11 protein-coding genes and 1 tRNA gene are annotated in these 15,740 nt (G+C 33.1%); 3 read left to right on the forward strand and 9 right to left on the reverse strand.

What is annotated here, in order from left to right:
- Positions 1-59: 59 nt before the first annotated feature.
- Both asnS and ABI549_RS05050 read right to left on the reverse strand, forming a co-directional pair.
- Entirely contained in the window at positions 60-1,496 is a 1,437-nt protein-coding gene (gene asnS / locus ABI549_RS05045) for an asparagine--tRNA ligase (RefSeq protein WP_348075366.1), read from the reverse strand.
- A gap of 133 nt (positions 1,497-1,629) precedes the next feature.
- Complete coding sequence (locus ABI549_RS05050) at positions 1,630-2,100, reverse strand: hypothetical protein (protein WP_348075367.1); 471 nt, start codon at positions 2,098-2,100, stop codon at positions 1,630-1,632.
- Positions 2,101-2,171: 71 nt separating this feature from the next.
- Between ABI549_RS05050 and ABI549_RS05055 the strand changes: the two genes are divergently transcribed.
- Complete coding sequence (locus ABI549_RS05055) at positions 2,172-2,678, forward strand: DUF456 domain-containing protein (protein WP_348075368.1); 507 nt, start codon at positions 2,172-2,174, stop codon at positions 2,676-2,678.
- Between the two features lie 159 nt (positions 2,679-2,837).
- On the opposite strand, the gene ABI549_RS05060 is transcribed toward ABI549_RS05055, so the two are convergent.
- The 6 genes from ABI549_RS05060 to ABI549_RS05085 form a co-directional block, all read right to left on the reverse strand.
- Positions 2,838-2,911, reverse strand: a tRNA-Asp gene (locus ABI549_RS05060).
- Between the two features lie 86 nt (positions 2,912-2,997).
- Positions 2,998-3,924 carry a DUF58 domain-containing protein gene (locus ABI549_RS05065; protein ID WP_348075369.1) on the reverse strand — a complete coding sequence of 309 codons (927 nt, stop codon included), beginning with the start codon at positions 3,922-3,924 and terminating at the stop codon, positions 2,998-3,000.
- 192 nt (positions 3,925-4,116) lie between these two features.
- Positions 4,117-4,527, reverse strand: a complete 411-nt coding sequence (locus ABI549_RS05070; RefSeq protein ID WP_348075370.1) for a hypothetical protein — start codon at positions 4,525-4,527, stop codon at positions 4,117-4,119.
- A gap of 16 nt (positions 4,528-4,543) precedes the next feature.
- Positions 4,544-8,059 carry a DUF6443 domain-containing protein gene (locus ABI549_RS05075; RefSeq protein WP_348075371.1) on the reverse strand — a complete coding sequence of 1,172 codons (3,516 nt, stop codon included), beginning with the start codon at positions 8,057-8,059 and terminating at the stop codon, positions 4,544-4,546.
- A 6-nt stretch (positions 8,060-8,065) separates the two neighbouring features.
- Positions 8,066-11,233, reverse strand: coding sequence for a hypothetical protein (locus ABI549_RS05080; protein ID WP_348075372.1), 3,168 nt, complete (start codon positions 11,231-11,233; stop codon positions 8,066-8,068).
- A 10-nt stretch (positions 11,234-11,243) separates the two neighbouring features.
- Positions 11,244-12,860: a T9SS type A sorting domain-containing protein gene (locus tag ABI549_RS05085; protein WP_348075373.1), complete on the reverse strand. Its 1,617-nt coding sequence runs from the start codon at positions 12,858-12,860 to the stop codon at positions 11,244-11,246.
- 277 nt (positions 12,861-13,137) lie between these two features.
- Between ABI549_RS05085 and ABI549_RS05090 the strand changes: the two genes are divergently transcribed.
- Complete coding sequence (locus ABI549_RS05090; protein WP_348075374.1) at positions 13,138-13,641, forward strand: helix-turn-helix transcriptional regulator; 504 nt, start codon at positions 13,138-13,140, stop codon at positions 13,639-13,641.
- Positions 13,642-13,727: 86 nt separating this feature from the next.
- Positions 13,728-14,138 carry a hypothetical protein gene (locus ABI549_RS05095; protein ID WP_348075375.1) on the forward strand — a complete coding sequence of 137 codons (411 nt, stop codon included), beginning with the start codon at positions 13,728-13,730 and terminating at the stop codon, positions 14,136-14,138.
- A gap of 196 nt (positions 14,139-14,334) precedes the next feature.
- Here ABI549_RS05095 and ABI549_RS05100 read toward each other — a convergent pair whose 3' ends face one another.
- The gene (locus ABI549_RS05100) at positions 14,335-15,723 is read right to left on the reverse strand and encodes a DUF5689 domain-containing protein (RefSeq protein ID WP_348075376.1); all 1,389 of its coding nucleotides are present in this window, start codon (positions 15,721-15,723) and stop codon (positions 14,335-14,337) included.
- Positions 15,724-15,740: the final 17 nt, after the last annotated feature.

A 15,740-nucleotide genomic window follows, 5' to 3' on the forward strand; every position in this document is an offset into this window, starting at 1 on the left:
GTTATTTGGTTATTTGGAATCAAATCCACAAATAACCAAATCCACAAATTAACTTTTTATTAAAATTCTGCATTCATAGGTGTTCTAGGAAAAGGAATTACGTCACGAATGTTTGTCATTCCTGTTACAAATAATACCAATCTTTCGAAACCAAGTCCGAAACCTGAGTGAACAGCACTTCCAAAACGGCGAGTATCTAAATACCACCATAATTCTTCTTCGTCGATCCCTAAGGCTTTCATTTTTTCGACTAAAACATCAAAACGTTCTTCTCTTTGCGATCCGCCTACGATTTCTCCAATTCCTGGGAAAAGAATATCCATGGCGCGAACTGTTTTCCCATCTTCGTTCAAACGCATATAAAATGCTTTTATATTTGCTGGATAATCAAATAAAATTACAGGACATTTGAAGTGTTTCTCAACCAAATAACGTTCGTGTTCGCTTTGTAAATCAGCGCCCCATTCGTTAATGATATAATTGAATTTTTTCTTTTTATTTGGTGCGCAATCTCTTAAAATATCGATTGCTTCGGTGTATGAAACACGTTTGAAATTGTTTTCTAAAACAAAATTTAGTTTTTCTAACAAAGCCATTTCGCTACGTTCTGCTTGAGGTTTCGATTTTTCTTCTTCCGTTAGACGAGTTTCTAAGAATTTTAAATCATCTGGACATTTATCCATCGTATATTTAATCACATACTGGATAAAATCTTCGGCCAAGTCCATGTTGTCATTCAAATCATTGAAAGCAACTTCTGGTTCGATCATCCAAAACTCAGCCAAGTGACGAGAAGTATTCGAATTTTCGGCTCTAAATGTTGGTCCAAAAGTATAAATTTGACCCAAAGCCATGGCAAAAGTCTCTCCTTCTAATTGTCCTGAAACCGTTAGGTTGGTTTCTTTTCCAAAGAAATCTTCTTTATAATTTACTTTTCCGTCTTCAGTTCTTGGTGTATTGTCGAAAGGCAAAGCAGTCACTTTAAACATTTCTCCAGCACCTTCGGCATCTGAACCGGTGATAATCGGTGTGTTTACATATACAAAACCTTTTTCTTGAAAATAGCTATGAACAGCATACGAAAGCACTGAACGAACTCTCATAATGGCGCCAAAAAGATTAGTTCGTGGACGCAAATGTGCATTTTCACGCAAGAAATCTAAACTTGGTTTGTTCTTTGGTTGTATCGGAAACTTCTCCGCATCAGAATCCCCCAAAATTTCTAATTTAGAAACTTGTATTTCATATTGTTGACCAGCGCCTTGACTTTCTACCAAAGCTCCAGTAACAGAAATTGCCGCTCCAGTTGTTATTCTTTTTAGGGTTTCTTCCGGTGTGTTTTCGAAATCGACCACACACTGAATATTATGAATCGTCGAGCCATCATTTAACGCAATAAACTGATTGTTTCTAAAAGTTCTTACCCAACCTTTTGCATTTACTTCTTGAAGTGTTTTTGTACTATTTAGTAAGTCTTTAACTCTTGTATGTTTCATTGTAATTTGATAATTGTAATATATAGGTGCAAATATAATTGATTTGTTTCAAAATCTAGCAATGAGAGAATGAAGTATGAAGCTATTTGAACCATTTTTTATAAAAGTGGTGAATCAAATTTTTTTCAATCTTTTATTTTAAAACTATTGGTAAAATAAATTGAGATTTAACTTTTATTCCTCTTTTTATTGCAGGTTCTACAGAAGGGAAATAGGATAATTTTGATTGTATGATGCTATCTACTTTTTCTGTGTCGTAATCTGAGTTGTATTTTAACAAATTAGGCTCAAAACTTAAGGAAGCATTTGCAAAAACTGTAACTTTTACGGGAATTGTGTCTAATTTAGGAAAAAGTATTTTAATTGAATCTGTAATTAATTTTTCTCTAATATTTTGTGTCATAAAATCGAAAAAGCATTGTTTTCTGGTTATTTTATCATCAATTGAGTCGCAATGTAGAGTGCTAGGGAACTCATCGACTTCTAACCAATTAATTTTTTTTAACTCTTTATTGAGTAATTCATCTTTTTTAGGCACTTTTTTTTCAAAATACTGACAGCCTTGTAATAAGATAATTAGAAAAAAGAATATTGTTTTTTTCATTTATTAATTTTGAATGAAATATTTAGGTCTAAATGTTTATTTTTAGTTACAAAAATACTAAATTCTATTTTATGGATACACTATTATTAATCATAGGTTTTATTTGTACGATTGTTGGAGTTTTTGGTAGTTTTTTGCCTGTTCTTCCGGGGCCAAGTATTGGTTGGTTGGGTTTGTTATTATTATATATGACCGATGCTGTTCCTGATAATTATTGGGTTTTAGGAATTGCTTTTTTTATAACAATCACAATAACTGTTTTAGATTATGTTATTCCTGCAAAGGGAACAAGAAAATTTGGTGGAAGTTCTTATGGTGTTTGGGGAACAAACATTGGGTTAATCATGGGGTTTTTATTTATTCCAATTCCTTTTGGCTTTGTAGTTGGTGCTTTTGCTGGAGCCTTTGTAGGGGAGATAATATATAATTCTCAGGATAAAAAACGAGCTTTGAAGGCTGCAACAGGGTCTTTGTTGGGTTTTTTAGCTTCTGCTTTTATGAAATTTATTGTTTGTATATTGTTTCTAGGAACTTTCCTTTATGTAGTTTTTAAAAATTCAGAAAAGCTATTTGGCTAAAATCAAAAAAGCCATCCACAAAAGTGGAAAGCTTTTCATTGGTCTAACTACTAAACCTGCTACGAGTTACAAAGTCGTAGCGTAAACAACACAACTAATCTTAAAAACCTTTATCGGGCAAAAAAGGTTTCTATTTCTAGAAACCTTTCCCAATTTTAGCGGTCTGGACGGGACTCGAACCCGCGACCCCGTGCGTGACAGGCACGTATTCTAACCAACTGAACTACCAAACCTCTGCTTAATTGCGGTTGCAAAGATACAATGTTTTTTATCTTTCGCAAGCTTTTTTTAAAATATTTTTGTTTTTTTATTTCAGATATTATCCAAATTTTTGTTTTTCAACTAGATAGGTCGTTATTATTTTTTCGAAAGATTCGTCAACAGAGACAGGAACATATTTAATTTTGTATAATGCACAAGTATTTGCTACTTTATCAAAATAAGTTTTTACCGCTTTTTCATAGTCTGTTTTTATATTTTCAGCAAAAAGGTTCACTTCATCTCCTGTTTCTAAATCTATAAATTTGCGTGGTGCATTGTCATACTCTAAATTTAATTCTGTTTTTTTATCTATAACATGAAACAAAACAACTTTATGTTTGTTGTGCTTTAAGTGTTGCAAGGCTTTAAATAAACGTTCGTTGTCTTCAGACTGAAACATATCTGTAAATAGGACAATCATGGAACGGCGGTGCATCTTTTCGGCTATTTGATGTAAGAAAGTAATCGTGTCTGTTTTTTTTGATTCTTTTGAAGTAATCAAAGTATTTTCTAGCCTATTAAGTAACATTCTATGATGGCGCTCGCTTCCTTTTTCTGGGGCATAATACTCGTAGGTGTCAGAAAATATACTCAACCCAACAGCGTCACGTTGTTTTTTTAATAAATTCATTAAAACTGCCGAAGCCAATACCGAAAAGCCAATTTTGTTTTCATAAAAAGACTGGTTTTCTTTTAGTTTCGGGAAATGCATTGACGATGAATTGTCGACGATTAAGTGGCAGCGAAGATTGGTTTCTTCTTCATATTTTTTAGTGTACAAACGATCGGTTTTTGCAAATAATTTCCAATCTATATGTTTTGTGCTTTCTCCAGCATTATAGACTTTATGTTCGGCAAATTCGGCCGAAAACCCATGAAATGGACTTTTGTGCATTCCTGAAATAAAACCTTCAACAATCTGATTGGCTACTAGTTCTAGATGCTGAAAACTGGATATTTTAGCTATTTGGTCGTCTATATTCATATTCTATCTATTGCGGCTTAGGCTTTAGTCAAATGTATTAAAGTTTTTAGTAATTTGATGAAAATATTTTATGCAAAAAAGAGCTGTAATTGCAGCTCTTTTTTAATTTTTGATAATTATTATTTTCCTTTAAAATTAGTAATTTTAAGGTTTCGAACACTTGTGGCGAGACGTTCGCACTAGCAAAGTATTTTATTCGTCTTTATTCAAGAGTAATATCTTAAAATCTCGAATAAGTGGAGGTAAGCAAGTTTGATCAGTTAAAAATTTGAATTTTATAAGATGATCCTCATGTGAACCTCCAAGTTGTCCTTGAATTTTTAAATTTCCATTTGATGCGATAGTAAATTTAATAAATGAATCTGAATCATTATCTTTAAGCATAGTTGAGCCGGATAAGTTTGAATGCATGTTGTCTAATTGATTATTTAGTTGTTCTAATTGGTCTCTTGTAACACAAAAGTGCGAATTCCCACTAAAACCATCTGAAAAAACAATAATATTGAATGTAAAATTAATTTGAACTAAATACTTTGTTTTAAACCAAAGTATTTTATTTTCTGAATTTGTTCTTAGTTCAATTATATTCTGAATTTCTTTCATAGTTTTTTTAATATTATTAGAACTTAAATTTAAAATCATCAACGGATTTTAATATTCCATTTTCAAATTCCCCTACATAATGAATATTAATATTAACCCCGTCTAATCCTTCATGAATGTATTGCATTTTATCCCATCCTAGCCATCTTGAATCATTCATTCCTTTGATTACAGACTCACCTAAATGAGGATTACTCATAATTTCTTTCATTGCTAATTGTTCAGCTAAACTTTTTGCTTCTGTTCTACCTGTTGATCCAAGTCCTTTAGCAACTAGTGCTTCTGCACTATGTTCTAATAACTCTTTACCTATAGTTTTCCCTGCACCAATAAGTAACTCATCTGTTCCTAAAGTAGCAACATCTATTGTAACAATAAGTGCGCCTAATCCCATTTGCCAATAATTACCATTCTGATAACCCTGATAAATATCTTTAAGCCCACCTAAAACAGGGGTAAAATCGAGTGCTATATCAGCAATTCTATCATAACCATCACTATCGTTGTCGGGTCTTTCTTGCGTTCCTTTTTCAATTCTGTTTGTAACTAAGATTTCATGAAGTTCCCCTTCTTTTGGAAACATATCATTAGGGTCTGTAGTCATTACACCCCCAAAACCTACACCATGATTATTCTCATCAATCCCAACCAAACCAGCATTCCAGTCATGATCATCTCCATCGTTGTAATCATTTTCTGCTTCTAAGCCTTCTAACTCTCGTGAGTGTATTACTTGATTAGAGCAAAAACTATAGTTTGATTGCCAATTGTATTTTTCACTTAAAGGGTCAACATTTAAAAAACGTCCAATAGCATAGTCGTAATTTCTGTATTTAAAGTTATCTAGGTTTAACCCCATTTCTTCTTGACGTTCTTGTTCTTGAAACTTATATTTCTGTGCATCAGCATTACTATTAGTTAAAATGCCGCCATTATTATACCCCGAATGTTTCAGTCCAAATGGATAAAAATGGGATTCTTCAATAATATCTAATACCCCGGTAGTAGTGTTTTTAGTATAGCTTAACCTTGCATTTCCTAAATGGTCTTTATACTGGTACACATAACTGTATAACGCTCCGTTTTTTGCTACATAGCCTTCACTTGTTGGGAAAAATTGTAGGACATTGTTTTTGTATTGGTATCCTGTTAGATAATCGGTAGTTGTAACTGTTGCTCCTTGTGTTACTACCTTTTGTACTTTGCTCCCCAATGCATTATAAATATATACAATATTACCTGTTGCACCAAATGTTATTTTAGTAGGCAAATTTATATGATTGTAAATAATAGCGGTAATGCCTTTGTTTTGGTCTAAAATCAAATTGCCATTACCATCATATTTGTAATCATCATCAGTATTTGATCCGTCTTTAAATCCGCTGGTATTTGTAGTAGGTGCATCTGCCACTTTTAGTAAATTGTTAGAGTTTGTGTCATATACGTACTCTAAATTATCTATTTCTATAGCAGGAGATATTCCATCTCCATTTCCATTTCGTTGCAACGCAATTATATTCCCGTTTTTATCATACTTTAAGTTTTCGTTATAAGAGTTTTGAACTACTACTGTAGCTTCTGGTTTTTGATAAATAGCATTTTTTAATCGATGCAAATTGTCATACTTATAACCGTATTTTCGTAAAACATTATCACTTTTTGTTCTCCAGTAAGTTTCAGATATATTTCCGTTATATAAAGCAGTACCTGTATATCCTGTTTCGTTTTGTACCGTATTGTAATTTATTTTGAAGGCAAATAAATCTTGAGGTGCTGTTCCTATCGTAAGATTTGCAATGTCGTTTATACCCGTTAGCCAGCCTCTTATGTTGTAAGTGTAATCTATTTTTTGCAGACATGCAGCTCCAGTTATATCAGTGGCTCCAACTCTTTTAGTAATTAACTGTCCTATCTCGTTATAATCGTTTTTAGATAACAATTCGACTACCCCAGTGCCTATCTGATGAGTATGTGTAGACAGTCTTCCTTGTGGTGAATAAACAAAAGTGTCTGTTGTTTTTAATTCCGTGTCACTTGTAAGTCTCTTGTGATACGTTATCATATATTGTGGTACTCCTGCAAAATCAAGATTACTATCTACTTGTGTATAACCACCTAAATGATTTTTTTTATATGCTCTTATGACTCTTCCTTTAGCATCATAAAAAATTGTATTTGTGTCACCCAGAATATTTGTACTTTTAGTTAAAACTCGTGTCCAGTTTCCTGTGGCTAAGCCTTTTACTTGTGTTGTAGTTAGTGTAGTTTGTGATTCAACGCTAGTTGGAATTACTGGGACATTAGGAAAAGTATAATTATCATAGTAATTTACCATTAACAACTTAAAACTCGTTGGTGCTACAAGATTACTATAATAAGCAGGTATTCCATCAATAGTTCCTGTGGTAAGTTTGTTTTCGTTAAGTGTTGTCGTTAAATTATTTTGCGCATCTTGTAAAATTTTTCGACCAGCACTCGTAACTGTGGTTGATTGTGCCCAACCTGTATAAATAGTACGGTTGAAAGCATCATATTTCGCAATAATCCACCCTACGTTATTTGGGGCGATTAAGTCATTGAACGGTGAAAAACTTGGGCCTGTAGCTACCACCCGATTTAGTTTGTCATATACAATAAATTCCCATTGTTTTCCTGGCAATTTTTTTTCTACTAATCGATTGCGATAATCATATTTGTATTGGTAACATAATCCGTCTAATTGAGTCGCTATATTGGTCGCTAATGGCGGAATCATGTAGATTAAATTTCCAAATTGATCATACACATAATAAGTGTCATGTGCAGACCCATTATCAAAATTTCTTTTTAGAACCACATTGCCATCTTTATCTTTAAATTCTTGTGTTGTGTCATTATTACCAGCAGTCCAATTTTCATTTTTAATTACTGTTTTGTACAATTCATTAGCGCCATAGTAAGTAGTTCCTGAACTATTTACCATTGTAATATTGTACAACCCATTAGCGGCACTCCAAGTAGCAATTGCTTTAAATAATTTTACTTGGTCTGCTGTTGTGTTATTTATATAATCTATTTTAGTGGTATGGTCAGGATCGGATCCGCTAATTGGCAAATCCCAATCGTTACCTGCCGAACCTTCTTTTAAAAGTCTGTTAAGTGGTGAGGCTTCATATTGTTTTTCGCTATAAGGAGTTTCCCCATTATACAAAGGATAATTTGTAACATTTGTAATAGCTGCCGTATCATAAGTCATTGTAGAACCTGATGATGCATATGGTAAATAATTTTTTGACATCACCCCAAAAGCATTATAAACAATAGGTTTAATAATATCCTTTCCTAAAGGAGATTGTTGGTTTGCTATTCCTTGTATAGGACGACCAAGACCATCAAAGTATGTTATTTGTACTGTCGCTACGCTAGGTGCTGGATTGCTTACGGAGGTAGTATTAGCCTGTTTATAAAAAGTGGTTTTTATATAATTCTGGTCTGTACTTTGTGCTAAAGCAAGAAAAGGTAATACAAATAAAAAATAAAATATTTTTTTCATCTTGCTTTATAATTGTGGTTTGTAATTATATTGATTTTCTTTTAGTATGTTTCCGGTTGCATCTTTTACATTTATAAGTCTTCCAAATGAATCATAATTATAGTAAATAGTATAGCCTCTGCTACTTGTTACTGTACTTATACCTACTAAGGGTTTGTGAGTATATGAAGTTACCATTGCGTTAGCTAATGGCACACTATTTCTTATACTATTCAATGCAGTAATTAAATTTGTTTCAGTCCCTGTGTTCGAGACTGCTTGTGCGGAGGTAATTAAGCTGGAGGTAATACTTGCATAAGTAGCATTTTCAATTTTAGCAAGAAGTTGTGTTTTATTATAACCCCAAATAAGAGATACAGGTACACCATTTTCTTGGGTATATTGTATAAGATTACCTTTGTCATCATAGAAGTCACATGTAATTTTTTTCTCTAATGCACTGTTAGTGTCAGTCCCTTTTTTAGCATAGCTATATTTAGGGAGTAGCAAATTATTTGTAGTAGCATCTTTAGCATAAACCGTTTTTTCCTCAGAAAGTTTTTCAGTGTTTCTATATATTTCTGTTTTTAAAGGAGTTGCTATATTATTGTTTGCAATTAAGTCAGTAACAAAAGGCTCACTAGTCATTTGAGAATCCTGAGCATAGTAATACTTTTTTTTATTAATATCTCCATTGTTTACTCTAGTCTCTACCGAACTTGGAAAACCATTGGAAGTATAAGAGTAGCTTGTGGTTGTATTATTATTGGTTCCATTAGCATCATAACTTGAAACAGTTTGACTAACGGGTAAAAACTGAGCAACTTTGATGTCTTTTCTTACAACCATGAAAGCAATCGCACAAAAATGTGAGGCACAATCTTGAGCTATTGCATGTCCACCAGAATGGTGTCCGTTTTCACTAACAACAACGATTGGAGCATTTACGTATTCTACTTTACTATCGTGAAATGTGTAGGTATTGATAATATTATCCGAATAGCTTCTTGTAATTTTTTTAATCAGTGCATTGGTTTCATTAAAAACACTTTCTGTCAATAGCTTTCCTCTCTTGTATGAATTATCCGTAAACACATCGGATGAAATAGCACTGTTTGCAATCATGAAGTTTATTCTTTCGTAACTGAACTGATAACTTTGGATTGATTCTTCACCCGTTACAGGATCTACATACAAAGGACCAGCATTAACAAATTCATCTGGAAAATATCTGCCATAATTAGGTCCTAATCCTGGAGGAGGCATTCTAAAAATATTATTTTGATATCCTGTCAAATCATTTGAAGTAAAAGTAAATTCTTTTCTGCCTGCGCCAGTTTCAGATTCAACAACCCTAGAATAACCTACATAAGTACCCGAATTTAAATCTGCATTTAAATTGCTTTTTTCAAATAAAACCCAATAAATATTGGCAGGATTTACATAACTTCCAGATGAGGTAATTGTAGCTGGAGTTATTTCATCAGAAGGATAATTAACTACAATGTCTGATCCGCTTTCACTTGGAAAGCCAAAATAAGGAGTAGACGATAATTTCCCAGAAGTACCACCATTAGCCTTCAGATAACTATAGTTTATAGTCCTGGTATTTCCAAATCCATCATTTATTTTCTGTTGTGCAATTCTGATACCACCCCCTTTTATGTCCTGTCCAAATTCTTCAAAATGATTGGATTCATATACATATTCTGTTGAGCCACCTGTTGGATAGTCCACTTTATTCAAGCTCCAGGTTTTAGCGTATTCATTGGCTTCTCTATTAAAATAACCTGGAATTATTATTGGACTTGTTCCTGGAATCGGATAAGGCAATAATGATTTTTCAAAATTATTGGGATAATAATATAATTTAGGACTAATCGGGTTTTGAGTTACACTTAAAAAAGCCATAGTACCATCTACAGAATGATTGTAATATCCTAAAAAATCTGTAGAAAAAGAATTGATTGGAGGAAAATTAACCAATTCATCATAGGTAAACTTATACTTTGGTTTTCCAATTTCACCAAACTTCAACAGTTTTAATCTCTTATAACGATAAGTACTCAAAGTATAAGGTATCATATCAGGATTAAATTCAGTCCCATCACTTGTAGAAGTAAAATAATCATACGTAAATTCATATGATTTTACATTTGCAGCGTTTTTATCTTTTAGATAAATTTGAGTCACACAATCTGCATTATAAACATCATTTCTAACTATAGTCGTTTGACCCGCAATTCCAATATTGTTATAATTGAAATCTAATTCCCCTTCATCAAACAGTATTTTAACCAATCTCTTTTTTTGTACATCTGTTTTAACGCTAAATCCAAAACTACGTTCATCATAATTATCAATATAACTGCCTGAATAATAAAAATAAGATCTTTGAGCTACAGAGTAATTAAGTGTTGTTTGAGAATTCACAGTTTGGTAGGCATTAGAAGAGGTAGTGTCATACACAAAATCAATTTTCTTTCCCGTTTTTAAATCCTCAATCTTGGTAATGTGCCAAGCAGATATATTTATTGGTGCAATATTTGTTGTCGAACCTATCTGATCATTACTCTCTATACGACCCGTATCATAATCTGAAAAAGTATATTTTATACCTTGATTGGTTGTTATTACAAGAGATGAATTAGCTCCAAATTCAATTTTTGTGCCTTGAGGATTCAATTCGACAGGAGTGTTAACATCACTGAAGAAAAAATCCGTCGAAAACCCATTACAATAAAAGTGATAAGTGTCAGGTGCAAAGTCATAAACATTAGCAGGGTCTGGATCCCCATAATTAACTTCGCTATGGTTTGTATATCCCGAACCATCACCAGGTCTGCCATTGATTGTCTTTGTGACAACACTCATTGTTAGATTCCAACCCAACCCAACATCTGAGGCAAGCTGATCTACTTTTATACCGCTAGAATTATAAACCAAGTTTATAGGATACACAATATTCCCTGTTTTTATTGTATAAACTGGAATCGAAGTTCCAACCTTTCCTGTGTATTGATTAATCTGATTCAAGCTATACTTTTCAAAATTACTTACCTCAGGAGAGGATAACGTATATGAAGAAGTGTTCAAATTATACTGATCTTGTTGTTGTGCATTTGCCTTCGGGAAATGCAATATGAATAGGAGAATCAAAAGGAATTTTATATTTATTTTTTTTTGAATTTTCATTATTTTATAATTATTGTTTAATCACTTTAATACCTTCCTGTCCGTTATTGGTTCTAATATCTATAATGTATATCCCTGTTGGCAAATTGCTTAAATCCATAGGAATGGTATGTTCGCCGTGTATTTTAGTTTGTTTGATGAGCCTCCCGTTTAGGTCATACATGGTAGCATCACCATCGGTATAATCATAATTTACAATTACATTGGTAAACGTGATGGCTGGATTAGGCAAAGCTTCGATAGTTACTTTTGTCTTTTCTGGTTTGATTTTGTCTTTTAGTTTTACGACCCAAAAATCACTGCCGCCATTGGTACTATTTTTATCTCGAGATACTTCTCCTTTAGAGGTTCCTGCTAGCAAATAGCCACCATCTCTGGTTTCTAATAACCTTTGCAAAACGTCTTCTCCTTTACTACCTACAATTTGTGTCCAGATTTCTTCTCCAATGGCATTTATTTTTAAAGCGATATAATCGTTTATCCCTTTTTTGTCAGATTTTTTAGGGTTTTTTAAAGTTTCATCTTGCTCACTTTTTGCATAACCAGCCACTAAATAAGTTCCGTCCTCATTTTCTATAATAGACGTTAGCACATCTGTTTTGCCATAATTATAAGTTTGTTGCCAAAGAATAGTTCCAATATTGTCAAACTTAACCACCCAAAAATCAGTTCCACTTGCATTGCTTTTGGTTTTTGAGTTGGTTGCTCCTGAGTTGGAATTTCCGCCTGCTATATAACCACCGTCTTTGGTTTGTGTCAAGGCAAACAAATTATCATCTTGGTCTCCACCCACGGTCTTTTGCCATTCGATTAAGCCTTCTTTGTTTAGTTTTACAATCCAATAATCACCTATTCCAATGTTCGCATCTATTTTGTCTCCAGAAACGGGTGAGTTTGAGTAACCTCCTAGAATATAGCCACCATCGGTTGTTTGTTCGATGCTTTTTAGTTCATCTATATAAGCACCACCTATGGTTTTTTGCCATTCGATTGTGCCATTTTCTTTTAGTTTGACAACCCAATAATCAAGGTTACCACGACTGTCTTCGGTTTTTCCAAATTTGTCTTCCGCTCCTTTTTCGTCTTTTTCTGTTTTATCAGAACTCGACGAACCGCCTATAATATACCCGCCATCTTTTGTTCTTGAAATGCTTTGTAGTTTTTCTTGTCCAGAACCGCCAATGGTTTTTTGCCATTGTTCGCCTCCTTTGGCATCGAGTTTAATAATCCAAAAATCAGAATCACCTTTGCTATCCTCATTCTTGTATTCTGATTTGTTGGAGGTCGATGTTCCTGCTAAAATGAATCCTGCATCTTTTGTGAGTTTAATGCTTTGCAACAAATCGACTCCTGAACCGCCAAAGCTTTTTTGCCAATCCAAATCGCCTTTTTCATCCATTTTCCAAACCCAATAATCCAAATCCCCTTTGTTGTCGTCCGATTTATTTCCGTTTTTGTTAGAAATAGAACTACCTGCTAAAATGAATCCGTAATCGGGTGTAGGTATGGCATCAAATAGAAATTCGGCATGTTTGCCCCCGTATGATTTTTCCCAAAGTATGTCTTGGGCATTGCCAATAATTGCGATGAAAAATATTAAGAATAAAGAGAATAGTTTTTGTTTCATATTTTTGAATGTTGATTTTTCTGAATGGTGTTAAAAATAAATACCTGAAGCGCTATATTTTTTAACACTATAGGATTTGTAATTTTTTGCAAAAGTATTATTTTAACTACAGTAAAACAATTTATATATAGCAAATAAGAGGATATGTCATTCTGTTTGAGAAATTAATTAAAACAAACATTTTTCAAATTTTTATTTTTGTGATAAAATAATATTTTTTTATAAAATTATCACAAGCCTGTGATAAAATAATTATTTTTATAAAAATTATCACAAAATGAAAACAACACAGCTGCTTCGAGACCAACTAGGCCTCTCACAGGAAATGATGGCATATTATCTAAAAATAACGCTAAGTCAACTAGCCATGTATGAAACAGGAAAACGCGATTTGCCAACAGCGACTTTAACCAAACTTTCAGAAATTATCGTATTCTTCGAACAAAAGCAAAAAGTGTCGAAGGAAGAAAAGCAAATTCTAAAAGAACAACAAACCAAATTACAAGAAATGGTTAAATATCAAGTTAGAGAGTTGGAATACAAACAAATTAAAGCGCAACGAGCACTAGATAAGATTCAAAAAAAATACAACCAAAGCTTACAACTTTATTCGCTCGCACAATATTTAGAAAAAAATAAAACAGAACTCGCCAATGTGTTGCTTGCACAAGCCTTAACTGGAATGGAGAAAAACAGTTTAGCCAACCAAGCCAAAGAACTATTAAGACTGGAAAGCCTTAAAAGTCAGTTGGATTATGTGAGTACTCTTAAAAAAAAGTAAATAAAATCCTAAATTTTTACTAAGGTGTAATAACTCAGAAAAGGACCACGTTTATAGTAATATATTAATTTTTAAAATACTTTTTTATGTCGTATTCAATTAACAAAATCACAACGATAGCCGATTGTGATTTATTATTAGCTTGGGCTGCAAAGGAAAAAGCAGACCTAAATTTTAAAAAACTTTCTGAAGAAAGATTGACAAACAATTACAGCACTGCCTCGATCGAGATTGATGCCGAATTACAATCTGTGCTTACTGAAATCGTAGCTACCGAAACTATTATTGCAACCCTACCTGCAGGGAATAGTAGGGAAGATGCTATTAAGAAAAAAGTAAGACTAGAGTACAAAAAGTTTTTACTAGAAAATCGAAAAGAAAGTTATGGCGTGGTTGCTCTTTTAGAAAAAGAACTAGACTTAACAAAAGTTACTTTAGAGCTCACAGAGATTGACACTTTTACCGAGGCTATTACCACTCGAAAAGCGGCATTGTAATTTTGTAGCACTCCAGTTATGGAAAGGTTGTTCGTAAAGAACAACCTTTTTTTGTATTTTTAGTGTAACTAAAAAGAATCAATATTTTTTCTCAATTTTTTTTACTTCTCTACAGGTTTAGACTTAATCTTAAAATATTTTACACAAAAAAAAAGAGCTGCAATTGCAGCTCTTTTCTAATTTAAATTGTAAGTAATTAGTTTACAATTATATTGTCTATATCAATAGTAGTTGTTACAGCAGGACCAGTAGCAATATTTGTGCCTACATATTCGAATACGAAATACCCATTACCAGTTACTGCAGCAGGAATGTTGTAAGTAACCCCTGTTAAAGTAGCATTAGCTGTTGGAAAAGCTTGGTTACAAGCGGTTGAAATATCTGTTAATGTAGCATCAGATAATTTCATTCCAGGCACGTAATCTGTAGTTCTGTATAATTTAAACCCTAATGAATTAAGAAAGAAAGTTGATTTAAGGTCAAACTTGATTGAATTAGCAGCTGTCATGTCAACAGGTACAATAAAATAAGCTTTAGTAGCTTCTAGTGTACCATTAAACGCAGACATTTCTAAAATACCAGCTGTCTTTACAAACCATTTTTTATCACCTACAGTTGCAAAATTCAAATAATTTGGAAATGCTGTTGGGGTACTAAATATGTTGTAAGAACCACTTGCGGTATAGCTAGTGAAATTTTCATTCAATGTGCTAACAAAGTTATAAGTTCTAGGATTTGTTAGTTTGAAATCAGACTCAGTTCTTACTAAGAACTGATAATCACTGTTGTACTTTGTCATTACACCTCTAATAGTTCCTCTTCCTGTTGGAATTTTACCTGTAGAGAATGGTGCAAACTTACTGATTCTGCAATAACGAGATCTACCAAAACTAGTTGCGTCTACGATATCTTGATTTGTAGCTACACCACCAGAATCTAAATCAAAATAAGTTCTTGTTAACGAGTTATCAGCAAATTGTACATTGTCAATTTCTATTAGTGTATTTTGAACAATATCAGTAGCAGCAACAGCTAAACTCATATGCCTTACTAAAGTACTTTCATCTACAATAGTAGCAGAAGGGAATAAGAAATCTGCCATTTCCAATCCTTCAATTCCACTCATTCTAGAAGAATTTGTAGGATCAATATGACCAATTACTAGTGTGCCAAAAATCTTACCAATAGCCAATCCTTTTAGTTTGATGTATACTTTTCTTCCAGCAAAAAAGCCTCTTTCGAAAAGCATAGACTGATTTACTGATACGCTGAAACCTAGCGGTGCTGGACCACCAGTTTGAACATCTTGAAAGGAAAGTGATTTGTAAAAATTACCACCTGCATCATTTGAAGTTACATAAGCTTCAATGACATCATCACCTGTACCAGCATACTCTGCATATAGTTTTGGCCCAGCAATTGCATTCACAAGTGCATATAAGTCTGCTACCGTTTTTGTTGTTGTAAGTTCATAAGTAGTAACTTCTTTACTTATTGAATCATAGCCATTGTCACTTTCCGTACAACCTGTAAAAGCCGTTAGAAGTGCAAAAGCGAAGATTGATTTTATTATACTTGTTTTCATATTTTATCTTATTTTTT

Origin of the sequence: Flavobacterium sp., from assembly GCF_039932285.1 — a bacterium.
GTDB lineage: Bacteria > Bacteroidota > Bacteroidia > Flavobacteriales > Flavobacteriaceae > Flavobacterium.

What these genes read in the sequence shown, in the direction of transcription:
- ABI549_RS05100 (WP_348075376.1), bottom strand. Translation starts at nt 15,723, where the DNA reads ATGAAAACAAGTATAATAAAATCAATCTTCGCTTTTGCACTTCTAACG.
- ABI549_RS05065 (WP_348075369.1), bottom strand. Translation starts at nt 3,924, where the DNA reads ATGAATATAGACGACCAAATAGCTAAAATATCCAGTTTTCAGCATCTA.
- ABI549_RS05085 (WP_348075373.1), bottom strand. Translation starts at nt 12,860, where the DNA reads ATGAAACAAAAACTATTCTCTTTATTCTTAATATTTTTCATCGCAATT.
- ABI549_RS05095 (WP_348075375.1), top strand. Translation starts at nt 13,728, where the DNA reads ATGTCGTATTCAATTAACAAAATCACAACGATAGCCGATTGTGATTTA.
- ABI549_RS05055 (WP_348075368.1), top strand. Translation starts at nt 2,172, where the DNA reads ATGGATACACTATTATTAATCATAGGTTTTATTTGTACGATTGTTGGA.
- ABI549_RS05075 (WP_348075371.1), bottom strand. Translation starts at nt 8,059, where the DNA reads ATGAAAAAAATATTTTATTTTTTATTTGTATTACCTTTTCTTGCTTTA.
- ABI549_RS05050 (WP_348075367.1), bottom strand. Translation starts at nt 2,100, where the DNA reads ATGAAAAAAACAATATTCTTTTTTCTAATTATCTTATTACAAGGCTGT.
- ABI549_RS05090 (WP_348075374.1), top strand. Translation starts at nt 13,138, where the DNA reads ATGAAAACAACACAGCTGCTTCGAGACCAACTAGGCCTCTCACAGGAA.
- ABI549_RS05080 (WP_348075372.1), bottom strand. Translation starts at nt 11,233, where the DNA reads ATGAAAATTCAAAAAAAAATAAATATAAAATTCCTTTTGATTCTCCTA.
- asnS (WP_348075366.1), bottom strand. Translation starts at nt 1,496, where the DNA reads ATGAAACATACAAGAGTTAAAGACTTACTAAATAGTACAAAAACACTT.
- ABI549_RS05070 (WP_348075370.1), bottom strand. Translation starts at nt 4,527, where the DNA reads ATGAAAGAAATTCAGAATATAATTGAACTAAGAACAAATTCAGAAAAT.